Origin of the sequence: Arthrobacter sp. SLBN-53 (genome assembly GCF_006715585.1) — a bacterium.
Taxonomy (GTDB): domain Bacteria; phylum Actinomycetota; class Actinomycetes; order Mycobacteriales; family Mycobacteriaceae; genus Mycobacterium; species Mycobacterium neoaurum_A.
This window is the reverse complement of sequence record NZ_VFNN01000001.1, coordinates 2,912,972-2,935,875: the sequence shown is the minus strand read 5'-3', so window position 1 is coordinate 2,935,875 and position 22,904 is coordinate 2,912,972. Positions and strand designations below refer to the sequence as shown.

General features: G+C 65.4%; 22 protein-coding genes and 2 tRNA genes. 15 read left to right on the top strand and 9 right to left on the bottom strand.

Going from position 1 to position 22,904, the window contains the following annotated elements:
* The first annotated feature begins 1 nt into the window (after position 1).
* The 5 genes from sigM to FBY28_RS14090 all read left to right on the top strand — a co-directional run bounded on the left by sigM (position 2) and on the right by FBY28_RS14090 (position 3,883).
* Entirely contained in the window at positions 2 to 562 is a 561-nt protein-coding gene (sigM, locus tag FBY28_RS14110) for an RNA polymerase sigma factor SigM (protein WP_141867735.1), read from the top strand.
* 7 nt (positions 563 to 569) lie between these two features.
* Positions 570 to 1,208: a hypothetical protein gene (locus FBY28_RS14105; protein WP_141867732.1), complete on the top strand. Its 639-nt coding sequence runs from the start codon at positions 570 to 572 to the stop codon at positions 1,206 to 1,208.
* Between the two features lie 48 nt (positions 1,209 to 1,256).
* A complete protein-coding gene (gene trxB, locus FBY28_RS14100; RefSeq protein WP_141867730.1) occupies positions 1,257 to 2,219 on the top strand; it encodes a thioredoxin-disulfide reductase in 963 nt (320 codons plus the stop codon).
* 9 nt (positions 2,220 to 2,228) lie between these two features.
* Positions 2,229 to 2,564 (top strand): thioredoxin, encoded by a 336-nt coding sequence (gene trxA / locus FBY28_RS14095; protein WP_141867728.1) that lies wholly within the window; start codon positions 2,229 to 2,231, stop codon positions 2,562 to 2,564.
* Positions 2,565 to 2,689: 125 nt separating this feature from the next.
* A complete protein-coding gene (locus tag FBY28_RS14090) occupies positions 2,690 to 3,883 on the top strand; it encodes an N-acetylmuramoyl-L-alanine amidase (protein WP_141867726.1) in 1,194 nt (397 codons plus the stop codon).
* A gap of 34 nt (positions 3,884 to 3,917) precedes the next feature.
* On the opposite strand, the gene FBY28_RS14085 is transcribed toward FBY28_RS14090, so the two are convergent.
* The 9 genes from FBY28_RS14085 to rpmH all read right to left on the bottom strand — a co-directional run bounded on the left by FBY28_RS14085 (position 3,918) and on the right by rpmH (position 10,156).
* The gene (locus FBY28_RS14085; protein WP_141867724.1) at positions 3,918 to 4,661 is read right to left on the bottom strand and encodes an acetyltransferase; all 744 of its coding nucleotides are present in this window, start codon (positions 4,659 to 4,661) and stop codon (positions 3,918 to 3,920) included.
* Between the two features lie 213 nt (positions 4,662 to 4,874).
* Positions 4,875 to 5,879: a ParB/RepB/Spo0J family partition protein gene (locus tag FBY28_RS14080; protein WP_141867721.1), complete on the bottom strand. Its 1,005-nt coding sequence runs from the start codon at positions 5,877 to 5,879 to the stop codon at positions 4,875 to 4,877.
* A gap of 40 nt (positions 5,880 to 5,919) precedes the next feature.
* Positions 5,920 to 6,843, bottom strand: coding sequence for a ParA family protein (locus FBY28_RS14075; RefSeq protein ID WP_141867719.1), 924 nt, complete (start codon positions 6,841 to 6,843; stop codon positions 5,920 to 5,922).
* Positions 6,840 to 7,523, bottom strand: a complete 684-nt coding sequence (gene rsmG / locus FBY28_RS14070) for a 16S rRNA (guanine(527)-N(7))-methyltransferase RsmG (RefSeq protein WP_286178060.1) — start codon at positions 7,521 to 7,523, stop codon at positions 6,840 to 6,842. The genes FBY28_RS14075 and rsmG overlap by 4 nt, the downstream gene beginning before the upstream one ends.
* Positions 7,524 to 7,598: 75 nt before the next feature.
* Positions 7,599 to 8,153: a Jag family protein gene (locus tag FBY28_RS14065; protein ID WP_141867715.1), complete on the bottom strand. Its 555-nt coding sequence runs from the start codon at positions 8,151 to 8,153 to the stop codon at positions 7,599 to 7,601.
* A gap of 74 nt (positions 8,154 to 8,227) precedes the next feature.
* The gene (gene yidC / locus FBY28_RS14060) at positions 8,228 to 9,340 is read right to left on the bottom strand and encodes a membrane protein insertase YidC (protein ID WP_141867713.1); all 1,113 of its coding nucleotides are present in this window, start codon (positions 9,338 to 9,340) and stop codon (positions 8,228 to 8,230) included.
* Positions 9,333 to 9,593 carry a membrane protein insertion efficiency factor YidD gene (yidD, locus tag FBY28_RS14055; RefSeq protein ID WP_286178499.1) on the bottom strand — a complete coding sequence of 87 codons (261 nt, stop codon included), beginning with the start codon at positions 9,591 to 9,593 and terminating at the stop codon, positions 9,333 to 9,335. The genes yidC and yidD overlap by 8 nt, the downstream gene beginning before the upstream one ends.
* Positions 9,594 to 9,613: 20 nt before the next feature.
* Positions 9,614 to 9,991, bottom strand: a complete 378-nt coding sequence (rnpA, locus tag FBY28_RS14050; protein ID WP_141867709.1) for a ribonuclease P protein component — start codon at positions 9,989 to 9,991, stop codon at positions 9,614 to 9,616.
* A gap of 21 nt (positions 9,992 to 10,012) precedes the next feature.
* Positions 10,013 to 10,156, bottom strand: coding sequence for a 50S ribosomal protein L34 (rpmH, locus tag FBY28_RS14045; protein WP_073695092.1), 144 nt, complete (start codon positions 10,154 to 10,156; stop codon positions 10,013 to 10,015).
* Positions 10,157 to 10,749: 593 nt separating this feature from the next.
* Here rpmH and dnaA point away from each other — a divergent pair.
* From dnaA to FBY28_RS13995, 10 genes are all read left to right on the top strand, one after another.
* A complete protein-coding gene (dnaA, locus tag FBY28_RS14040; RefSeq protein ID WP_141867707.1) occupies positions 10,750 to 12,243 on the top strand; it encodes a chromosomal replication initiator protein DnaA in 1,494 nt (497 codons plus the stop codon).
* Positions 12,244 to 12,829: 586 nt separating this feature from the next.
* Positions 12,830 to 14,020: a DNA polymerase III subunit beta gene (gene dnaN, locus FBY28_RS14035; RefSeq protein ID WP_286178057.1), complete on the top strand. Its 1,191-nt coding sequence runs from the start codon at positions 12,830 to 12,832 to the stop codon at positions 14,018 to 14,020.
* Positions 14,013 to 14,936: a phosphogluconate dehydrogenase (NAD(+)-dependent, decarboxylating) gene (gnd, locus tag FBY28_RS14030; protein WP_286178498.1), complete on the top strand. Its 924-nt coding sequence runs from the start codon at positions 14,013 to 14,015 to the stop codon at positions 14,934 to 14,936. The genes dnaN and gnd overlap by 8 nt, the downstream gene beginning before the upstream one ends.
* Positions 14,937 to 14,938: 2 nt before the next feature.
* The gene (recF, locus tag FBY28_RS14025; protein ID WP_141867701.1) at positions 14,939 to 16,099 is read left to right on the top strand and encodes a DNA replication/repair protein RecF; all 1,161 of its coding nucleotides are present in this window, start codon (positions 14,939 to 14,941) and stop codon (positions 16,097 to 16,099) included.
* On the top strand, positions 16,096 to 16,656 hold the full coding sequence (locus FBY28_RS14020) for a DUF721 family protein (protein ID WP_141867699.1): 561 nt from the start codon (positions 16,096 to 16,098) through the stop codon (positions 16,654 to 16,656). Before recF ends, FBY28_RS14020 begins: the two co-directional genes overlap by 4 nt.
* 283 nt (positions 16,657 to 16,939) lie before the next feature.
* Positions 16,940 to 18,967 (top strand): DNA topoisomerase (ATP-hydrolyzing) subunit B, encoded by a 2,028-nt coding sequence (gene gyrB, locus FBY28_RS14015; protein ID WP_141867697.1) that lies wholly within the window; start codon positions 16,940 to 16,942, stop codon positions 18,965 to 18,967.
* Between the two features lie 28 nt (positions 18,968 to 18,995).
* Positions 18,996 to 21,548: a DNA gyrase subunit A gene (gene gyrA, locus FBY28_RS14010; RefSeq protein ID WP_019511950.1), complete on the top strand. Its 2,553-nt coding sequence runs from the start codon at positions 18,996 to 18,998 to the stop codon at positions 21,546 to 21,548.
* Positions 21,549 to 21,589: 41 nt separating this feature from the next.
* Positions 21,590 to 22,513 (top strand): DUF3566 domain-containing protein, encoded by a 924-nt coding sequence (locus tag FBY28_RS14005; protein WP_141867695.1) that lies wholly within the window; start codon positions 21,590 to 21,592, stop codon positions 22,511 to 22,513.
* Between the two features lie 103 nt (positions 22,514 to 22,616).
* Positions 22,617 to 22,690 (top strand) — tRNA-Ile (locus FBY28_RS14000).
* A 129-nt stretch (positions 22,691 to 22,819) separates the two neighbouring features.
* Positions 22,820 to 22,892: transfer RNA gene (locus tag FBY28_RS13995), tRNA-Ala, on the top strand.
* Positions 22,893 to 22,904 lie beyond the last annotated feature (12 nt).

The following is a 22,904-nucleotide window of genomic DNA, read 5'->3' as shown; positions in this document are numbered from 1 at the left end:
TGTGGGGGATATCACGGCGGACGACCGCACTGACGAACAACTGCTGACCGCGCATCTCGCCGGGGATCGGTTCGCTTTCGAGGAGCTGTTCCACCGCTACGAGCCCCAGCTGTACCGGCTGGCACGCATCACCACCCGCTGTCCCGACGACGCCCGCGATGCGTTGCAGGAGGCGATGCTCTCGGCACACTGCGCGGCCGGTCAGTTCCGTCATGACTGCACGGTGAAGAGCTGGCTGCGCCGCATCGTGGTGAACGCCTGCCTGGACCGGCTGCGACGGCACAGGGCGCGCCCCACCGCGCCGTTGGATCCGGAACTCGCCGGTCACGCCCCGGACCCCACCCCGGCATTGGACACCGCGATCGTGGTGGAGAAGGCGTTGATGCGGCTTCCCATCGACCAGCGCGCGGCGATCGTTGCGGTCGATATGCAGGGGTTCTCGGTGGCCGAGACGGCCGCCCTGCTCGGTGTGCCCGAGGGCACCGTGAAGAGTCGGTGCGCGCGCGGCCGGTCCAAACTCGCGGCGACCCTGGCCCACCTGAGCGCATCGGTGGCGCGATGATGGAGCAGTGCCCACCGAGCCCGACGATGCGACCACCGCCTGGGTCCGCCGTGAGCTCGCCGACCTCACCGAGGCACCGGCACCCGCTCCGCCCCCGGAGGTGACCGCCGCCGTCGTCGCGGCACTGCGCGGGAACCACCGGGTGGTACCCGGTGGTGAGGAACCGTTGCGGCACGCCGACCGACCGTCGGTCCACCGGCGCACCTGGCAGTTCGGCGGTCTGCTCGCGGTCGGCGTGGCGATCGTTCTGGGGAGTTTGGCGCTCCCCGACACCGAGCCCCGCCCGGCCACCGGAACGCGGGCGGATTACACGACGGCCAGGCAACTCACCGAACAGTCCACGCCGTCGGGACTGCCGTTGCCGTCCCAGGCCATCGCTGCCCTGCTCATCCGTCCCCCGGTGCTGGGACCGCTGATGGACACTGCGGCCTGCCTGACCGGGATCGGCCGCCCCGCCGACACGCCCATCCTCGGCGCCCAACCGGTGCCCGATGGCGTGCTGCTGGTGCTGCCCGGAACCACGCCGGATGAGCTGGTCGCGGTCGTGGTGGCGGACCGCTGCCCCGCAACGAACCCGCGGTTGCTGACGAGTTCGGTGCTGCCGCGCCCCTCACATGCCGCTCGGGAACACCGCGGCCTACGCTGATGTTTGAACTCACGCCGCTTATGCGGCAGAAAGGCTGGGATATCCACGATGTCCACCACTTCTGAGGACACGTCCCCCATCCACGACGTGATCATCATCGGATCCGGCCCGGCCGGGTACACCGCGGCGGTCTACACCGCCCGCGCGCAGCTGAAGCCGTTGGTGTTCGAGGGCATTTCCTTCGGCGGTGCGCTGATGACCACCACCGAGGTCGAGAACTATCCAGGCTTCCGGGAAGGCATCACCGGACCGAATCTGATGGAGGAGATGCGCGAGCAGGCGCTGCGTTTCGACGCCGACCTGCGCATGGAAGATGTCGATTCGGTGGACCTGAGCGGTCCGGTCAAGACGGTGACCGTCGGCGACGAGACCTTCCGCGCGAAGTCGGTGATCTTGGCCATGGGTGCCGCCGCACGCCAGCTCGGGATTCCCGGCGAGCAGGAGCGCATCGGTCTGGGTGTGAGCACATGCGCCACCTGTGACGGGTTCTTCTTCCGCGAGCAGGACATCGCCGTGATCGGCGGCGGCGACTCGGCGATGGAAGAGGCCATCTTCCTGACCAAGTTCGCCCGCAGCGTCACGCTGATCCACCGTCGTGACGAGTTCCGGGCGTCCAAGATCATGCTCGAGCGCGCACAGGCCAACGAGAAGATCACCATCCTGACCAACACCGCTGTCGAAGAGATCGAGGGTGACCCGAAGGTCACCGGGATTCGGTTGCGCAACACGGTAACCGGTGAAGAATCCGAGCTCGCCGTGTCCGGTGTGTTCGTCGCGATCGGGCACATCCCGCGCTCGGATCTGGTCAAGGGCCAGGTCGACCTCGATGACGACGGTTACGTCAAGGTGATCGGGCGTAGCACCGCGACGTCGGTCGAAGGTGTATTCGCTGCAGGCGATCTGGTGGACCACACCTACCGTCAGGCCATCACCGCCGCCGGCTCCGGCTGTTCGGCAGCCATCGACACCGAGCGCTGGCTCACCGAATTCCCGGCTCCCACCGAAGATTAGGAGATATTCATGGCTGAGAACTCTGCGACCGTCACGGTCACCGACGATTCGTTCACCCAGGATGTGCTGTCCAGCTCCACCCCGGTGCTGGTCGACTTCTGGGCAACCTGGTGCGGCCCGTGCAAGATGGTCGCCCCCGTGCTCGAGGAGATCGCCGCGGAGAAGTCCGGTGAGCTCACCGTCGCCAAGCTCGACGTCGATGCGAACCCCGAGACCGCGCGTGACTTCCAGGTCGTCTCGATCCCGACGATGATCTTGTTTAAGGACGGTCAGCCGGTCAAGCGGATCGTCGGCGCGAAGGGTAAGGCGGCGCTGCTGCGCGAGATCGCCGACGATCTCGCCTGAGGCCAGTTCGGCGCATCACACGCCGAGGTTTTCCGGATTTTAAGCGGTATCTGAGACAATATTGTCTGTCCGGAGTGCCATTGCCGTCTATTCGGGTGGGGTGCTCAATGTCGGAAAGGCCAAGAATGTCGATACTGCGTCGCGGCGACCGCGGAAGTGCGGTCGTCGAGATCAGAGCGGCACTGGCCGGCTTGGGCATGCTCGAGCACCCCGATGCCGAACCGACGACCGGCAAGCACATCGTCGCCGATCTGTTCGATGCCGAACTCGACCATGCCGTGCGTGCGTTCCAGCAGCACCGCGGCCTGCTCGTCGACGGACTGGTCGGTGAGGCCACCGCCCGCGCCTTGCGCGAAGCCTCCTATCAATTGGGTGCGCGTACGTTGTCGCACCAGTTCGGCGCACCGATGTACGGCGACGATGTGGCCACCCTGCAGGCCAGACTGCAGGATCTCGGGTTCTACACCGGCCTGGTCGACGGACATTTCGGGTTGCAGACGCACAACGCACTGATGTTCTTCCAGCGCGAGTACGGCCTGTTCCCGGACGGTATCTGTGGCCCGGAGACACTGCGGTCGCTCTACTTTCTCGGCTCCCGGGTCACCGGCGGTTCGCCCCACGCCATCCGCGAGGAGGAGTTGGTCCGCCGCTCGGGGCCGCGGCTGTCCGGTAAACGGGTCATCATCGATCCGGGCCGTGGCGGCAGCGATCTGGGCGCGATCATCCAGGGTCCCGAGGGCCCGATCAGCGAGGCCGACATCCTGTGGGATCTGGCGAGCCGACTCGAAGGCAGGATGACTGCCATCGGAATGGACACCTTCCTGTCCCGCTCGGCCGCCACCAGTCCCTCCGATGCCGAACGGGCCGCCACCGCCAACACCGTGGGCGCCGATCTGATGATCAGCCTGCGTGCCACCACGCACAGCAGTGCCACCGCCAGCGGCGTCGCCTCGTTCCATTTCGGCAACTCGCACGGCTCGGTGTCCACCATCGGCCGCAATCTTGCCGATTTCATTCAACGAGAACTCGTGGCGCGCACCGGATCCCGTGATTGTCGTGTCCATGGCCGAACCTGGGACCTGCTGCGGTTGACCCGGATGCCCACGGTCCAGGTCGATCTCGGCTATGTGACCAACACACATGATCGAACGCTATTGGCGTCAGCTGCATCTCGCGATGCCATCGCCGAGGGCATGCTGGCCGCGGTGAAGCGACTGTACCTGCTGGGCAAGGACGATCGCCCGACCGGTACGTTCACCTTTGCCGAGCTACTGGCCCACGAGCTGTCGGTCGAGGCCGGCCGCGTCGCCCCCAGCTGACCTCTGCGGCTTCAGCCGCCTCGAGCGACGCCGCTCAACAGACGGCGGCTGCGGCACCGACGGGTACCTGCAGGCGAGCGCTTTCCAACAGCCGTTCCAGGGCCGCCTCGACATCGGCCTTCCAGCCCAGTCCCTGCTCGAGCTCCAGTCGTAGCCGGGGGAAGTACGGATGGGGCGCGACAACCTCGAAACCTACCGCGCTGAGGAACTCCGCCGACACGATGCACTGCCCGGCCGAACAATCGCCGAGCGCCTCGATCACCGATGCCAGCTCCGCAGTCGCACCGTCCGCGCGCAGGTCATCGACCAGTGCCGTCCGCCCGAATGCCTCGAGGGCGCGCACCCCGCGCCGAATCAGATCGGCGGCAACGGCCGCGACCAATGCCCGAGAAAGGTCGTCGCCGTCTTCGGCGGAGTCGACACCCAGCGAGGTCAGCAAGACCGCGTCGGCACTCACCGGCCCGGTCGGGAAACGGGTGGCGCGCGGTACCGCACCCGGCGGTGCGTAGAAGGCGTATGCCGAGCACGGGGCATCGATGGTCAGCGCCGAGGAGTCCTGTTCGCCGGGAGCATCCGGTCCCACCAGTGCCACCTGCGCGCACGAACCCCATTCCAACATGACCATGGACAGCCATGCTTCCTTCTCGAACTCCGGGTCGGCCAGGTGGTCCTCACCCTGCACCGTCGAAGGGTCGACTTCCCAGAACACACAGCGTCGCGCGTGCTTGGGCAACTGATCGAACGCCTCGAGCCGAAGCGAGCTGATTCGCGCTGACACTTCGAGTCCTCACCCTTCGATTCTGGAGAGCGCACGGACCTCCAGGATAGGAGAAATGCGGCCGATTCGATGCTCTGCACCAAATACGTTGTCACACATGTGATCTCCGCAATTGGGTCGATGTGCGTCGGGTTCCGGAGCGGTCAGTGTCACAGTGACGTAATTCGCCCTTGTCCCCGGTCGTGGAAAAACAGCGCGAAAACTGCCCCATCATTACTTGGCGGAGTTCATCAGCTCGACGATGCGCTGCAGATCATCGACGGAGCCGAACTCGACCACGATCTTGCCCTTACGCTTACCCAGACTCACGGTGACCCGCGTATCGAACGCCGTCGACAGCTGTTCGGCGACATCCTGCAGACCCGGCATCTGGATCGGCTTACGTCGCGGTGCCGGGGGGTCCGCCGGACCGTTTCGGTTCGCCAGGGTGACGGCCTCTTCGGTCGCCCGTACCGACAGACCCTCTGCCACGATCCGCGCCGCGAGTTCTTCCTGTCGCTCGGGACCGCCCTCCAGGGCCAGCAGCGCCCTGGCATGTCCGGCAGACAGCACACCTGCCGCCACCCGCCGCTGGACGGCGATGGGCAGGCGCAGAAGTCGGATCATGTTCGAGATCAACGGACGCGATCGACCGATGCGGGACGCCAACTCGTCGTGGGTGACCCCGAACTCTTCGAGAAGCTGTTGGTAGGCCGCGGCCTCTTCCAACGGATTCAGCTGAGCGCGGTGGATGTTCTCCAGCAGTGCGTCGCGCAGCATGCTGTCGTCTGCGGTCTCTCGGACGATCGCCGGGATCGCGCTCAGTCCGGCTTCCTGCGACGCCCGCCAGCGTCGCTCCCCCATCACCAGTTGATAGCGCGTGGCGCCGTCGACGGCCGGCATCGCGCGCACCACGATCGGCTGCATGACGCCGAATTCCTTGATGGAGTGGATCAACTCGGAGAGCGCCTCTTCATCGAAAACCTGCCGCGGCTGGCGCGGGTTCGGATCGATGGACTTCGGATCGATCTCTCGGTACACCGCACCGAACTCCGCGACGGACGCTGCCTCGGCAGCCGTCGGTGCCGGTGCGGCGGCTTTCGGCGCGCCCCCCATCAAGACATCGGCAGCACTGTCGCCGATCCGCGGAGCGCCCAGCGCCTCCCCCTCGCCCGGTCCGGTCGGGATCAACGACGCCAGTCCGCGTCCCAGTCCGCTGCGCTTCTTCGCCTGGTTCATCGACCTCTCCTGCTGATCTTCTGCTCGGGAACTACCTGGATCACTTGGCCGATCGCCCGCGCTCGGCGATCTCGCGGCTGGCATCGAGATAGCTCATCGCTCCTCGTGAGCCAGGGTCATAATCGAGGATCGTCATCCCGTACCCGGGCGCTTCCGACACCTTCACGCTGCGTGGGATAACTGTTCGCAGCACCTTGTCGCCGAAGTGTGCACGCACATCCTCGGCCACCTGGTCGGCCAATCGGGTACGGCCGTCGTACATGGTCAGGACGACGGTCGTGACGTTCAGTTCGGGATTGAGATGGGACTTGACCATCTCGATATTGCGGAGCAGCTGCCCCACACCTTCCAGTGCGTAGTACTCGCACTGGATCGGGATCAGCACCTCGGGCGCGGCCACGAGCGCATTGATGGTGAGCAGACCCAACGACGGCGGGCAGTCGATGAAGACGTAGTCGAAGCTGTGATCACGCAAGGCCGCCAGCGCCGCGCGCAGCCGGCCCTCCCGCGCCACCATGCTGACCAACTCGATCTCGGCACCGGCCAGGTCGATGGTGGCCGGCACACAGTACAGCTTGTCGTTGTGGGGGCTGCGCTGGAGCGCCTCGGCAAGCGGGATCTCACCGATCAGCACCTCATAGGACGACGGCGTGCCCTGACGGTGCTCGATGCCCAGGGCCGTACTGGCATTGCCCTGGGGATCGAGATCGATCACCAACACCTGCAATCCCTGGCGTGCGAGCGCCGCGGCCACATTCACCGCCGTCGTAGTCTTGCCGACGCCGCCCTTCTGGTTGGCGATGGTGAAGATGCGCTGACGCGCGGGACGTGGCAGCCCTCGCTCGCGGTTGTGCAGCAGCCGGCTGGCCCGCTCCGCCTCGGCCGCTATAGGAGTGTCGATGGTCGGCCACGCCTCGGGTTCAGCCGTCCATGTTTCACGTGAAACATCACGCTGGCCCGTCATCGTTTCCTCCTGCCGGGTCGCCCCGTCCGAGTGTCCACCGCTCCGCGTCGTGCTTCGACCACGGTGGCGGGTGGATTCAAAAAGTCCACGCCACATCTCACCACCCTTACCTCCGAAGCACCAAGCGAACTCAACGTCCGCCGGTGCTGCTCCACCTCGTCGACGGCCCGCTCCCCCTTCAGGGCCAGCATCCGGCCACCGACGCGCAGCAGCGGGATGCTCCACCGGGACAGCTTGTCCAGCGGAGCCACCGCACGGGACACCACCGCGTCCATCTCGCCTGCCTCCACACGAATCGCCTTGTCCTCGGCCCGACCGCGGACGACGTCGACGTCAAGCCCGAGCTCCTCGATCGCCTCCCGCAGGAATTCACTGCGACGCAGCAGCGGCTCGACCAACGTCACCCGAAGGTCCGGCCGAGCGATCGCCAACGGGATACCGGGCAGTCCCGCTCCGCTTCCGATATCGGCCACTCGCTCCCCTTGATCGAGGAGCTCCGCCATCGCGGCACTGTTGAGGATGTGCCGTTCCCACAGCCGGTCCACCTCGGCCGGTCCGATGAGACCTCGCTCGATCCCGGCGCCGGCCAGGATCCGTCCGTAATGTTCGGCGACAGCAACCCGCTCGCCAAAGCAAAGAGCCGCCGCCTGGGGCGCCGGACTCAATTCACCATGTTTCACGTGAAACATCCTCCGGTAGTGCCCCAGGCCGACGGCCCTGAACTTCTCGCTAGAACTACATCCGTGTAACTCGGCCTAGGCCGGGAGCACGACAACGCGGCGCGACGGCTCGGCGCCCTCGCTCTCGCTGCGCACACCGTCGACGGCCGCCACCGCGTCGTGAACGATCTTGCGCTCGAATGGCGTCATCGGCGACAGCTCTTCGCGCTGACCGGACTCCACGACCCGGCGGGCGATCTTGTCCCCCAGCGCTGCCAGCTCGTCACGACGACGACGACGCCACCGCGCGATGTCCAGCATCAACCGGCTTCGCTCACCGGTCTTCTGGTGCACGGCAAGCCGGGTCAGCTCCTGGAGGGCGTCGAGGACCTCTCCCTTGCGACCCACCAACTTGTTCAGATCACTGCCACCGTCGATGCTCACGACGGCGCGGTCGCCCTCGACGTCCAGATCGATATCGCCGTCGAAGTCCAACAGATCCAAGAGCTCTTCCAGATAGTCGCCGGCGATCTCGCCCTCGGCGACGAGTCGATCTTCCAGATCGTCCTCGGCGGGCTCGGGCGCGTTCTCCTCGGTCACGGACTCGTCGGACACCTCGTCGGTGCGATCGGCAGTTTCTGCGTCAGTCATATCGGTTCTCCTTACTTCGCCGTGGCCGCCCCCGGAGTCTGTTTCCGGGTACATCGGCTCTCTCGGCTTGGCTTCTAGCGCTTGCGCTTGTTAGGTCGGCTTCCCGGCCGCGGGGTGTTCCCAGCCGTCCGGGGCGCGGCATTTTTCGCAGCGTTCTGATTCTTGGGGCTCTTGGATTCAGCCGCACCGGAGTCGGCCTCGTCATCCGAGTCCGCCTCCCCTGGCGCCTTGGTCGCCGCGGAGTCCTCGCCGCCGGCGGCATCCTTCGGTTGCTTACGACCCTTACTCGGCTTCGCGCCTGGGGCGGGGGCGTTGGCAGCCCGGCGTTCGAGCTCGAGGGCCTTCTTGGCTTCCTCTTCCTTCTCGATCTTGCCGAACACCACATGCTGCTGACCGAAGGTCCAGATGTTGTTGGCGAACCAGTACAGGATCACCGCCAGGGGCAAGAACGGACCGCCGACGACGACGCCGAGTGGGAACACATAGAGCGCGAGCTTGTTCATCAGCGCGGTCTGCGGATTGGCTGCCGCCTCCGGGCTCTGCCGTGCAATGGATGCGCGACTGTTGAAGTAGGTCGCGATACCGGCGAGGATCATGATGGGCACACCCACGCCGATGACAGCCAGTCGGCTGAATTCGGTGAACGCGTCCAGACCCGTCTTCTGGATCATGGTCGCGCCCAGCGGAGCGCCGAACAGATTCGCATCGAGGAAGTGCGCGACGTCGGTCGGGCTGAACACATAGTTGCCGGTCGCCCGGTTCTGTTCCACCGACAGCTTGATCTGACCGAAGCCACCCTGGGTCCGGTTGAACGAACGAAGCACGTGGAACAGTCCGATGAAGACCGGAACCTGAGCCAGCATCGGCAGACAGCCCAGGATCGGATTGAAGCCGTGTTCCTTCTGTAGCTTCTGCATCTCCAGCGCCATGCGCTGCCGGTCCTTGCCGTACTTCTTCTGCAGAGCCTTGATCTGGGGCTGTAGTTCCTGCATCTGCCGCGTGGTGCGGATCTGCTTGACGAACGGCTTGTACAAGATCGCGCGCAGGGTGAAGACCAGGAACATCACCGACAAGGCCCAGGCGAAGAAGTTCGACGGTCCCAGCAGGAAAGCGAATGCCTTGTACCAGACCCACATGATCCCCGACACCGGGTAATAGATGATGTCGAGGCTGAACCAGTTAAACAACAGAATCGCTCCTGACGACTTCTCCCGAAGTCTTATCGCCGGCCTTCTCGCCGCGCTCGGGTATCGGGTCCCATCCTCCGCGATGCCATGGACCACACTTCGCAAGCCGGACGAGAGCAAGCCAGCTTCCGCGGATCAGACCGAACTCGGTCAAGGCATCCACCGCGTACTCGCTACAGGTGGGAGTGAACCGGCACGATGGCAGCCGCAGCGGCGAAATCATCGTTCGGTACAGCTGAATAACGAAAATCACGCACCTGGCCGGCAGTCCCGTCACGATCGGGCCTGCTGCAACATGTGGGTGCGTGTCAAGGCCGAGCGCAGCTCGGTCTCCAATCGCGCCGAAAGCGCATCGCGGCTACCGGGAAGCGCACGGATGACCACGCGGTCGTCAGCGTCGAGACCGGACTGACCGTCACAGAGAATGCGATAGGCCGCGTGCCGCAACCGGCGCGCGACGCGGTGCCGTTGCACCGCTGTCCCCACCGATTTGGACACGACCAGACCTATCTTCGGGCCGACGACATTCTCGTCGCCGGCCGCGTCGCGCCAGGCGTGCACAACCAGATCAGGCTGCGCCGCCCGGACGCCTTGCCGCACCGTGACACTGAAATCCGTGGACCGTGTCATTCGGTACTGGGCCGGAAGCACCGCCGCAGACCCTGCGTCGAATCACGCAGTGAGAGAGCGACGACCCTTGCCGCGGCGTGCCGAAACGATCGCGCGACCCGCGCGCGTCCGCATCCGCAACCGGAATCCGTGCACACGGGCCCGGCGGCGGTTGTTCGGCTGAAAAGTCCGCTTGCCCTTGGCCACGGCTGTCTCTCCTCGTTCGGTCTGGTGTCGACACCCGCGACCGCCATGCATGTCATGACAGCCGAAGATGCGAGCACCGTTGGTAAGCTCATCGATCTTGCGTACTTAGCCGAGGCACCGCCCCGAATTGCTTCGAGGGTATGAGCCCGGCCGTATCGCCACGTGTGGGCGACTGTTCGAGGGTACTGACGAGAATTGTCTGGGTCAAACCTGGTCGGACCCGTCACCACCGCCCCCGAACTGCGCATCATCGAACCCAGAAGTCACATCTGCCCCTGACGATCCACGGCCGCAAGAGATCACGCCGGCAATGTTGCCGAACGGTTGGCACTCCGAGAGAAAACTGTTAGCTTCTGCCAGAGCCGTTTCGTACCTGAGGCGGCGCCGGACATAGAGCGGGGACGACCACCGGCCGCGAGCCCACAGACCGATCGAACGGGATGTGCCGAGCTCCGACACCAGGCATCCACGCCGCAACTTAATGCGACAGCAGCTCATGCGCGCTTTCCACAGGCTGTGGATAACTATGTGGATGGTTTGTTACTGTCGCCCCCGGGAAGTCCCGAGGAATCCGAAAAAAGGGGGAGGCGTCGTTGACCGCGGACCCAGACTCCTCCTTCGTCACGGTATGGAACAACGTCGTCGCCGAGCTCAACGGTGAAACCCCGTTCGGTGAGACCGTCAACGGCGGACCCCGCGAATCCACCCTCACCGCACAGCAACGTGCCTGGCTGAAACTGGTCCGCCCGCTGGTCATCACCGAGGGGTTCGCGCTGCTCTCGGTGCCGACGGCGTTCGTGCAGAACGAGATCGAACGCGGACTTCGCGAGCCGATCATCGCGGCGCTCAGTCGGCAGCTCGGACAGCGAGTCGAACTCGGTGTCCGCATCGCCACTCCCCCGCCCGACGACGACACCGACACCGAGCCCGAGACTCCGCAGGATTCCGCGGACACCGAAGAGGTCGACGACGATCTGGCCGCGATCGAAAGCGCCGAGGCCAGCTGGCCGACGTTCTTCAAACGATCGCAGACCCCGGCCCCGGAGGCCGCGAACTCCGTCACGCTGAACCGGCGCTACACCTTCGAGACGTTCGTCATCGGCTCGTCCAACCGGTTCGCCCACGCCGCGACGCTCGCCATTTCCGAGGCACCGGCGCGTGCCTACAACCCGCTGTTCATCTGGGGTGAATCCGGGTTGGGCAAGACACATCTCCTGCACGCCGCAGGCAACTATGCCCAACGTCTCTTCCCCGGCATGCGGGTGAAGTACGTCTCCACCGAGGAATTCACCAACGACTTCATCAACTCGCTGCGCGACGACCGCAAGGCCTCGTTCAAGCGCAGCTATCGCGATGTCGACATCCTCCTGGTCGACGACATCCAGTTCATCGAGGGTAAAGACGGCATCCAGGAAGAGTTCTTCCATACCTTCAACACGCTGCACAACGCGAACAAGCAGATCGTCATCTCTTCGGATCGATCACCCAAGCAGCTCGCGACGCTCGAGGACCGCCTCCGGACACGTTTCGAATGGGGTCTGATCACCGACGTCCAGCCCCCCGAGCTGGAGACCCGGATCGCGATCCTGCGCAAGAAGGCGCAGATGGACCGCCTCGATGTGCCCGATGACGTCCTGGAACTCATCGCCAGCCGCATCGAGCGCAATATCCGCGAGCTCGAGGGCGCCCTGATCCGGGTGACGGCATTCGCCTCGCTGAGCAAGACCACGATCGACAAATCGCTTGCCGAGATCGTCCTGCGTGATCTGATCGCCGATGCCGGCACCATGCAGATCAGCACAGCCACGATCATGGCGGCCACCGCCGAATACTTCGAGACATCGGTCGAGGAGCTGCGGGGGCCGGGTAAGACCCGTGCATTGGCACAGGCCCGCCAGATCGCCATGTATCTGTGCCGTGAGCTCACCGACCTCTCCCTACCGCGCATCGGCGAAGCATTCGGTCGTGACCACACCACTGTGATGTACGCCGAGCGCAAGATTCGCGACGGCATGGCCGAACGACGCGAAATCTTCGATCACGTCAAGGAACTCACCACCCGGATCCGGCAGCGCTCCAAGCGCTGATTCCGCCCTTGCAGACCCTTCGCCGTGTCACCGGCGAGCTTTGTCGTACCCGCGACACGCGCACGAAACGCCGTAATGGGTCGCCCAGATCCGAAAAACTTTTGTCACATCTGTCCGCCGAATCACAGCCGAACGATGTGGACGCACCTGTGGACAACTTGGGAGAAACCTCGTGGCAACCCCCCGTCCACTACACACCCGGGATGTTCTCCACATTCGTCCACTGCCGACCCGCCCGGTCCTCCACAATCTGCCCACATGCCCTCGAGCCCGGTGACCAGCGACTGTCAGGGTTCATCCACAGAATGCACAGCCCCTAATACTGTTGCTTTTATCTCTAGAGATTCATCTTCTGAAAACAGGCCGGTGGGGACAGAGCATCAACACCCACCTCCGTGCGGTTCGGCACCGTCCCGTCGGCGCCGAGCGAATCGCTTTCAAGTTCGCCGCCGACGCTCTACGGTGGTGATTCGATACGCCCTCCTGCGGTCGCGGGTCAGATCGCGACTACGCTCGGTGGGTACACGGGGAATCCGCTGGTTGATGCTCGTTTGACGCGGTAGATCGAAGGGACGTTATGGACGTGGTGACGACGAATGTTGGTCTCACCGATTTAAAGTTCCGTCTGGTACGCGAGGATTTCGCCGACGCCGTGGCATGGGTCGCCCGCAGTCTGCCCAGCCGGCCGACCGTGCCGGTACTGGCGGGAGTACTGCTGACCGGCTCCGATGACGGCCTTACCATCTCCGGTTATGACTACGAGACCTCCGCAGAGGTGCGCGTGGCCGCTGAAATCGCTTCTCCGGGAAGCGTTTTGGTGTCCGGGCGGTTGCTTTCCGACATCACCCGGTCACTGCCGGCCAAACCCGTCGACGTCACCGTGGAGGGCACTCGAGTCGCGCTGACCTGCGGGAGCGCGCGGTTCTCACTGCCCACCATGGCCGTCGAGGACTACCCGTCGCTGCCGGCGCTGCCCGACGAAACCGGTGTGGTTTCGGCCGACCTGTTCGGCCAGGCGATCAGCCAGGTCGCGGTCGCTGCCGGCCGTGACGACACGCTGCCGATGCTGACCGGCATCCGCGTCGAGATTTCCGGCGACAAGGTCGTTTTGGCGGCCACCGACCGGTTCCGGCTGGCCGTCCGCGAGCTGACCTGGTCGACCGATTCGGCGGGAGTCGAAGCTGCGGTCCTGGTGCCGGCGAAGACGTTGTCCGAAGCAGCCAAGACCGGCACCGACGGCACCGAGGTGCATCTTGCGCTGGGTGCCGGCGCGGCCGTCGGCAAGGAGGGGCTGCTCGGTATCCGCAGCAACGGCAAGCGCACCACGACGCGACTTCTGGACGCCGAGTTCCCGAAATTCCGTCAGTTGCTGCCCTCCGAGCACACCGCCATCGCGACCGTCGGGGTGGCCGAACTGACCGAAGCGATCAAGCGTGTGGCCCTGGTCGCCGACCGCGGTGCCCAGGTCCGGATGGAATTCAGCGTCGACGGGTTGCGATTGTCCGCCGGTGCCGACGATGTCGGCCGTGCCGAAGAGGACCTGCAGGTCGAGTTCGTCGGTGAGCCGCTGACCATCGCCTTCAACCCGACCTACCTCACCGATGGTCTGGGATCGCTGCACTCGGAGCGGGTGACGTTCGGTTTCACGACACCGAGCCGTCCCGCGGTTCTGCGTCCGGCGGGGGACACTGGAAACGATGTAGATGCCACCGGGCCGTTCCCGGCGGCACAGACCGACTACGTCTATTTGTTGATGCCGGTGCGGCTCCCTGGCTGACCGGCCCAAGGAGGTACGTGCGATGCAGCTGGGCTTGATCGGTCTTGGCAAGATGGGCTTCAACATGCGGGAGCGCCTGCGTGCCGGAGGCCACGAGGTCATCGGTTTCGATCCGCGCCCCGAGGTCACCGATGTCCCGACGTTGGCGGCATTGGCCGAGTCGTTGGCAGCGCCGCGCACGGTGTGGGTGATGGTGCCCTCCGGTGAGGTCACCCGGCAGACGATCGCCGAGCTCGCCGATGTGCTCTCCCCCGGTGACCTGGTGATCGACGGCGGAAACTCCCGGTACACCGAGGATCGACCGCACGCAGATCTGTTGGGCCAGAAGGGAATTTCCTTCATCGATGCCGGTGTCTCGGGTGGCATCTGGGGTTTGACCGAAGGCTACGGGCTGATGGTCGGTGGCAGTGACGAGGACATCGCGCGGGCCATGCCGATCTTCGACACCCTGCGCCCGGCCGGCGATATCGCCGACGGATTCGTCCATGCCGGTCCCGTCGGAGCAGGCCATTTCACCAAGATGGTGCACAACGGTGTCGAGTACGCGTTGATGACGGCCTATGCAGAAGGTTACGAAATGCTGGCCGCCGAGGATCTGGTGCGTGATCCCCAAGCCGTGTATCAGGCCTGGACCAACGGCACCGTCGTCCGGTCGTGGCTGCAGCAACTGCTGGCCAAGGCGCTCAAAGAGGATCCCGAGCTGGCCAATATCAGCGGCTACACCGATGATTCGGGTGAGGGCCGCTGGACGGTGGAAGAGGCGATCCGCCTCCGGGTGCCGGTACCCAGTATCGCGGCGTCGCTGTTCGCTCGGTTCCTCTCCCGCCAGGAGGACTCCCCCACCATGAAAGCGGTTGCCGCACTGCGCAACCAGTTCGGTGGACATGCGGTCAAGCGCATCTCGGAATCCGGATAGCTTTGTACGTACGGCATCTGGGATTGACGGACTTCAGGTCGTGGCCACGGGCCGAGATCGACCTGCAGCCCGGCCACACGGTGTTCGTCGCACCCAATGGCTTCGGTAAGACGAATCTCCTTGAAGCCCTCTGGTATTCGGCGACGCTGGGCTCACATCGCGTATCGACCGATGCGCCGCTGATTCGTGCGGGCGCCGATCGCGCCGTGGTGTCGACGGTCGTGGTCAACGATGGTCGCGAGCTGGCCGTCGATCTCGAGGTCACCACCGGCCGTGCCAACAAGGCTCGGCTGAACAGATCGCCGGTGCGCAGCCCCAGGGAGATCCTCGGGGTGTTGCGCGCGGTGTTGTTCGCACCGGAGGATCTGGCGTTGGTGCGGGGCGACCCATCGGAGCGGCGTCGCTTTCTCGACGAGGTGGCGACCTCGCTGCGACCGCGGATCGCGGGGGTGCGCGCCGATTACGACAAGGTGTTGCGCCAACGCACCGCGTTGCTCAAGACCGCAGGGCCTGCTCGCCACCGCGGCGACACCAGCGTCCTGGACACCCTCGAGATCTGGGACGGTCACCTGGCTTCCCATGGCGCGCAGCTGATCTCGGCTCGCGTGGACCTTGTCAACCAGCTCGGCCCCGAGGTGGAGAAGGCCTATCAGTTGCTGGCGCCCGCCTCGCGACCGGCGGCCATCGGCTACCGCAGCGGCGTGCAGGTCGTGGAAACCGAGGCCGGAAACGGCACGGTCGACCCGACGGTCTACGAGGCGGCACTGCTCGAGGAATGCGGGCGTAAGCGCAGCGCGGAGCTCGAACGCGGTGTCTGCCTGGTGGGACCGCACCGTGACGACCTCGAGCTGCGACTCGGCGATCAGCCGGCCAAAGGATTCGCCAGCCACGGTGAATCGTGGTCCATGGCATTGGGTTTGCGGCTGGCTTCATATGAGTTGTTGCGATCCGAGGGCACCGACCCGGTGCTGTTGCTCGACGATGTCTTCGCCGAATTGGACAGTGCGCGCCGTCGGGCCCTGGCCAAGGTGGCCGGCTCGGCCGAGCAGGTGTTGGTCACCGCCGCTGTCCCGGAGGATCTACCGCCAGATTGGGATGTCCGCCGGATGGAAGTGACGATGCGAGATGCCGACGGAGGCAGGGTGTCGGAGGTGATCACGTGAACGACCAAGACGATCGGTCGGACGGACCGCCAGAGCACCTCGAGGGCCTGCCGGGCATGGACATGGTGCGCCGGGCACTCGAGGAGGCCCGCGGCGCGGCACGCAGTCAGGGCAAGGATGTCGGCCGCGGGCGCACCGCGCCGGCCGCCCGAAAACCGGCGGGGGCGGGCCGGCGCCGCTGGTCGGGACCGGGCCCCGACGCCCGCGACCCCCAGACCTTCAGCGCCGCCACTCGTGATCTGGCCCGCTCGAGGGGCTGGACCAGACAGGTCGCCGAGGGCGCGGTGCTCGGCCAGTGGACGACGGTGGTCGGCGATCAGATCGCCGACCACGCGATCCCGACCGGTCTGCGCGACGGTGTGTTGACGGTGTCGGCCGAGTCGACGGCCTGGGCGACGCAGCTGCGCATGGTGCAGGCGCAGTTGTTGGCCAAGATCGCCGCGGCGGTCGGCGACGGGATCGTGACATCACTGAAGATCCAGGGCCCGACGGCGCCGTCCTGGCGAAAAGGCAAGCTCAACGTGCCCGGCCGCGGCCCCCGCGACACCTACGGCTAGTCCCCATTCCGGCGAGTGTGCGTGTCTGCGGCCCGACGCGCGGGCTTCCGGCCGAGTTCGCGCACGCTCGGCACCGTCGACTGAGAACGTCGAGACGCCAGAAATCAAGGGTCTGGAGCGTCCTGACTTTCCGATGGGCCGGAAATTCCGTGCACGGCGCAGATAGCTGGCTGGAAACACCGGCGCAGAGTCAGTCCTGACGGTATGTCGCGGTAGACTGTGGGGAGCTTTTGCAGGCGGTGACAGAACCACCTGCGCGCAACCCCAAGGAGACGCGTCCAACGTGGCTGCCCAAGACAAGAATGCCCCGGCCGAATACGGCGCCGACTCGATCAAGGTACTCGAAGGCCTGGAAGCAGTCCGCAAGCGGCCGGGTATGTACATCGGCTCCACCGGAGAGCGCGGTCTGCACCACTTGATCTGGGAGGTCGTCGACAACGCCGTCGATGAGGCGATGGCGGGATTCGCGACCAAGGTCGACGTCCGCATCCTCGAGGACGGCGGCGTTCAGGTCACCGATGACGGCCGCGGCATTCCCGTCGCGATGCACTCCACCGGCATCCCCACCGTCGACGTCGTGATGACCGTGCTGCACGCCGGTGGCAAGTTCGAGGAGGGCGCCTACCAGGTATCCGGCGGTCTGCACGGCGTCGGCGTGTCCGTGGTGAATGCGCTGTCGACCAGGCTCGAGGCCGATATCCACAAGGACGGCTTCGAATGGCACCAGAGCTATGACCGCTCGGTGCCGGGCACCCTGCGCCAGGGCGGGCCCTCCAAGAAGACCGGTACGACGATCCGATTCTGGGCCGACCCGGACATCTTCGAGACCACCACCTATGACTTCGAGACCATTGCGCGACGGCTCCAGGAAATGGCCTTCCTCAACAAGGGCCTGACCATCGAACTCACCGACGAGCGCGTCGCACCCGAAGAGGTCGTCGACGAGGTGGTCAGCGACCACGCCGAAGCGCCGAAATCCGCCGAGGAGAAGGCCGCCGAACACGCCGCGCCGCAGAAGGTGAAGCACCGGGTGTTCCACTACCCCGGCGGCCTCGTCGATTTCGTCAAGCACATCAACCGCACCAAGACCGCGATCCAACCCAGCGTCATCGACTTCGAGGGCAAGGGTCCCGGGCACGAGGTCGAGATCGCGATGCAGTGGAACGCCGGATACTCCGAATCGGTGCACACCTTCGCCAACACCATCAACACCCACGAGGGCGGCACCCACGAAGAGGGTTTCCGGGCGGCACTGACCACGGTGGTCAACAAGTACGCCAAGGACAAGAAGCTGCTCAAGGAGAAAGACCCGAACCTCACCGGCGACGATATCCGTGAGGGTCTGGCCGCGGTCATCTCGGTGAAGGTCTCCCAGCCGCAGTTCGAAGGTCAGACCAAGACCAAGCTCGGCAATACCGAGGTGAAGTCCTTCGTCCAGAAGATCTGCAACGAAGAGCTCCAGCACTGGTTCGACGCCAACCCTGCCGAGGCCAAAACCGTTGTGAACAAGGCGGTCTCGTCGGCTCAGGCGCGTATCGCCGCACGCAAGGCACGTGAACTGGTCCGGCGCAAGAGTGCGACCGATATCGGCGGACTGCCCGGCAAGCTCGCCGACTGCCGCTCCACCGATCCCAGCAAGTCCGAACTGTATGTGGTGGAGGGTGATTCGGCCGGTGGCTCGGCCAAGAGTGGTCGCGATTCGATGTTCCAGGCGATCCTCCCGCTGCGCGGCAAGATCATCAACGTCGAGAAGGCGCGTATCGACCGGGTGTTGAAGAACACCGAAGTGCAGGCCATCATCACCGCGCTGGGCACCGGCATCCACGACGAGTTCGACCTGGCCAAGCTGCGCTATCACAAGATCGTGCTGATGGCCGACGCCGATGTCGACGGCCAGCACATCTCGACGCTGCTGCTGACCCTGTTGTTCCGATTCATGAAACCGCTTGTCGAGAACGGTCATATCTTCTTGGCTCAGCCGCCGCTGTACAAGCTGAAGTGGCAGCGCAGCGAGCCGGAGTTCGCCTACTCCGACCGGGAGCGCGACGGTCTGCTCGAGGCCGGTCGCGCGGCCGGTAAGCGCATCAACCCCGAAGACGGTATCCAGCGGTACAAGGGTCTGGGTGAGATGGACGCCAAGGAACTGTGGGAAACCACCATGGATCCCAGCGTGCGGGTGCTGCGGCAGGTGACCCTCGATGACGCAGCCGCGGCCGATGAGCTGTTCTCCATTCTGATGGGCGAGGACGTCGAGGCACGCCGCAGCTTCATCACCCGTAATGCCAAAGACGTTCGCTTCCTTGACGTTTAACCAGGAATACCAGGTTTAGGAACCATAGATGACTGATACCACCCTGCCGCCTGGTGACGACGGCGCAACCACCGACCGCATCGAACCTGTCGATATCCAGCAGGAGATGCAGCGCAGCTATATCGACTATGCGATGAGCGTCATCGTGGGCCGCGCGCTGCCGGAGGTCCGCGACGGCCTCAAGCCGGTGCACCGCCGCGTGCTCTACGCCATGTTCGACTCCGGGTTCCGGCCCGACCGCGGGCACGCGAAGTCCGCGCGTTCGGTTGCCGAGACGATGGGTAACTATCACCCGCACGGTGACTCGTCGATCTACGACACCCTGGTCCGGATGGCCCAGCCGTGGTCGCTGCGTTACCCATTGGTCGACGGTCAGGGCAACTTCGGCTCGCCCGGTAATGATCCGCCGGCCGCCATGCGGTACACCGAGGCGCGGCTGACCCCGCTGGCCATGGAGATGCTGCGTGAAATCGACGAGGAGACAGTCGATTTCATCCCGAACTACGACGGTCGCGTGCAAGAGCCGACCGTGCTGCCCAGCCGGTTTCCCAACCTGCTGGCCAACGGTTCGGGCGGTATCGCCGTCGGTATGGCCACCAACATCCCGCCGCACAACCTGCGCGAGCTCGCCGAGGCCGTCTACTGGTGCCTGGAAAATCACGAGGCCGACGAAGAGGCGACGCTGGCCGCGTGCTGTGAACGGGTCAAGGGTCCGGACTTCCCGACCTCCGGCCTGATCGTGGGATCCCAAGGGATCAACGACACCTACACCACCGGACGCGGATCGATCCGGATGCGCGGTGTCGTCGAGATCGAAGAGGATTCGCGCGGGCGCACCTCGATCGTCATCACCGAGTTGCCGTATCAGGTCAACCACGACAACTTCATCACCTCTATCGCCGAGCAGGTGCGTGACGCCAAGCTGACCGGCATCTCCAATATCGAGGACCAGTCCAGCGACCGCGTCGGCCTGCGAATCGTGGTGGAGCTCAAGCGCGATGCCGTCGCCAAGGTCGTGCTGAACAACCTCTACAAGCACACCCAGCTGCAGACCAGCTTCGGTGCGAACATGCTGTCCATCGTCGACGGGGTGCCGCGCACCCTGCGCCTGGACCAGATGATCCGCTACTACGTCGAACACCAACTCGACGTCATCAACCGGCGCACCCGCTACCGGTTGCGCAAGGCCAACGAGCGGGCCCACATCCTGCGCGGTCTGGTCAAGGCCCTCGATGCCCTCGACGAGGTCATCGCCTTGATCCGGGCCTCGGCCAACGCCGATATCGCTCGCCAGGGCCTCATCGAGCTGCTGGATGTCGACGAGATCCAGGCCCAGGCCATCCTCGACATGCAGCTGCGCCGCCTGGCCGCGCTCGAGCGGCAACGCATCGTCGACGATCTGGCCAAGATCGAGGCCGAGATCGCCGACCTCGAGGACATCCTGGCCAAGCCGGAACGGCAGCGTGCCATCGTCCGCGACGAGCTCAAGGAGATCGCCGACAAGTACGGCGACGACCGGCGCTCGCGCATCGTGCCCGCCGACGGCGAGGTCAGCGACGAGGACCTGATCGCCCGCGAGGACGTGGTGGTCACCATCACCGAGACCGGCTATGCCAAGCGCACCAAGACCGATCTGTACCGCAGCCAGAAGCGCGGCGGTAAGGGTGTGCAGGGCGCCGGGCTCAAGCAGGACGACATCGTCAACCACTTCTTCGTCTGCTCGACCCACGACTGGATCCTGTTCTTCACCACCCAGGGTCGGGTGTACCGGGCCAAGGCCTACGAGCTGCCGGAGGCCTCGCGCACCGCACGCGGTCAGCATGTGGCCAACCTGCTGGCCTTCCAGCCCGAGGAACGCATCGCCCAGGTCATCCAGCTGCAGACCTACGAGGATGCGCCGTACCTGGTGCTGGCCACCCGCAACGGGCTGGTCAAGAAGTCCAAGCTGAGCGACTTCGACTCCAACCGCTCCGGCGGCATCGTCGCGGTGAACCTGCGCGACGGTGACGAACTGGTCGGTGCCGTGCTCTGCTCGGCCGAGGACGACCTGCTGCTGGTCAGCGCGAAGGGTCAGTCCATCCGCTTCTCGGCCACCGACGAGGCGCTGCGACCCATGGGCCGGGCGACCTCGGGTGTGCAGGGCATGCGGTTCAAGGAGGACGACCGACTGCTGTCGCTCAACGTGGTCGAGACCGACAAGTACCTGTTGGTGGCCACCGCGGGCGGATATGCCAAGCGCACGGCGATCGACGAATACACCGCGCAGGGCCGCGGCGGCAAGGGCATCCTCACGATCCAGTACGACCCCAAGCGTGGCAGTCTGGTGGGAGCGCTGATCGTCGACGACGAGACGGAGCTGTATGCCATCACCTCGGGCGGAGGTGTCATCCGGACCGCCGCACAACAGGTGCGCAAGGCGGGCCGGCAGACCAAGGGGGTCCGCTTGATGAACCTCGGTGAGGGCGACACACTGATTGCGATTGCGCGGAACGCCGAAGCGGGCGAGGAGTCGGAGTCCGAAGTGGACGCCGATGAGACGGTCGAGTCGGCCTCCGACGGTGACCAGACCGACGCAACGTGACGCCGCCAGCCCGCCACGGGCGTGAGACAAGGAGCCACTAGGTGACCTCACCGAACGAGCCCGGACACCCGGCACCGTCCGGGACCCCGGGTGCGTCACAACCCGAGGGCGCCACCCCCGCCCGACGGTCACAGGCCGCCGACTCCAACGAGGTCCCGCCCTGGCAGCGCGGTCCGGCCGCCCGGGCCGCCAACCCGCAACGACCCGGCGAGCCCGCCCGCCCCACCGAGCCGGTACGGCCCGCGGAGCAGGCCCGGCCCGCCGAGTCCAACCGCACCGGTGAGCCGCAGCGACCGCCGACGCGCTCCCCCGGCACGGACGCCCGGGTCGGACAGTTCCTGTCCGGCACCGCGGTGAACCCACCCCGGGAGAACCGCGACACACGGGACACCGAGGTGGTGGCGACCAGGGCACCGGAACGTCCGGAAAGCCGTCAGGAAGGCCAGCGCACCGAGGCACAGCGGCCGGAGAAGTACGCCAGCGAGTTACCCGATCTGTCCGGGCAACCGGCCCGTCAGGGTCGCCCGCCGGCGCCGGCTTCCGGTGACTCCCGTCCGGCGGCCCCGGCGGGACGAGTTCAGGTCGGCGCGCGCAAGCACCAGGGTCCGGTGCGCGCGAGCATGCAGATTCGCCGCATCGACCCGTGGAGCACGCTGAAGGTCTCGCTGGTGCTCTCCGGTGTGATGTTCTTCGTCTGGATGATCGCCGTGGCGTTCCTGTACCTGGTGCTCGGCGGGATGGGTGTCTGGACCAAGCTGAACAGCAATGTCGGCGACCTGCTCACCAGTGACAGCGGAGGTGGCGGTGAACTGATCTCCAGCGGAACGATTTTCGGTGGTGCGACGCTGATCGGTCTGGTCAACATCGTGCTGCTGACTGCCATGGCGACCGCCGGTGCATTCATCTACAACCTGATCACCGATCTGGTCGGCGGCGTCGAGGTCACCCTCGCCGACAGGGACTGATCGCACGCCCGCCGCGGGCGTCAGATCCTCGCGGTTTGGGCGATGGGCAGTGCTTACGGTAATCTCGTCGCTCGGCCAGCCAGTGCGTTTCGGGTGGTTGTACGGGCCTATAGCTCAGGCGGTTAGAGCGCTTCGCTGATAACGAAGAGGTCGGAGGTTCGAGTCCTCCTAGGCCCACGGAAGGGTATGCACCATGAAGTTGGTGTTGGTGGCAGTTGTCACAGCCGTCGCGGTGATCGTCTACCGGTCCCGCCACGGTGTCGAGGTCTGGCACACCATCGAGGATCGGCCCGCATAACCCCGTAAGGGGCCTTAGCTCAGTTGGTAGAGCGCTGCCTTTGCAAGGCAGATGTCAGGAGTTCGAATCTCCTAGGCTCCACAATTCTCTTCT

What these genes read in the sequence shown, in the direction of transcription:
- trxA (WP_141867728.1), top strand. Translation starts at nt 2,229, where the DNA reads ATGGCTGAGAACTCTGCGACCGTCACGGTCACCGACGATTCGTTCACC.
- FBY28_RS14065 (WP_141867715.1), bottom strand. Translation starts at nt 8,153, where the DNA reads ATGACTGACGCAGAAACTGCCGATCGCACCGACGAGGTGTCCGACGAG.
- gyrA (WP_019511950.1), top strand. Translation starts at nt 18,996, where the DNA reads ATGACTGATACCACCCTGCCGCCTGGTGACGACGGCGCAACCACCGAC.
- FBY28_RS14080 (WP_141867721.1), bottom strand. Translation starts at nt 5,879, where the DNA reads ATGAACCAGGCGAAGAAGCGCAGCGGACTGGGACGCGGACTGGCGTCG.
- FBY28_RS14090 (WP_141867726.1), top strand. Translation starts at nt 2,690, where the DNA reads ATGTCGATACTGCGTCGCGGCGACCGCGGAAGTGCGGTCGTCGAGATC.
- trxB (WP_141867730.1), top strand. Translation starts at nt 1,257, where the DNA reads ATGTCCACCACTTCTGAGGACACGTCCCCCATCCACGACGTGATCATC.
- FBY28_RS14075 (WP_141867719.1), bottom strand. Translation starts at nt 6,843, where the DNA reads ATGACGGGCCAGCGTGATGTTTCACGTGAAACATGGACGGCTGAACCC.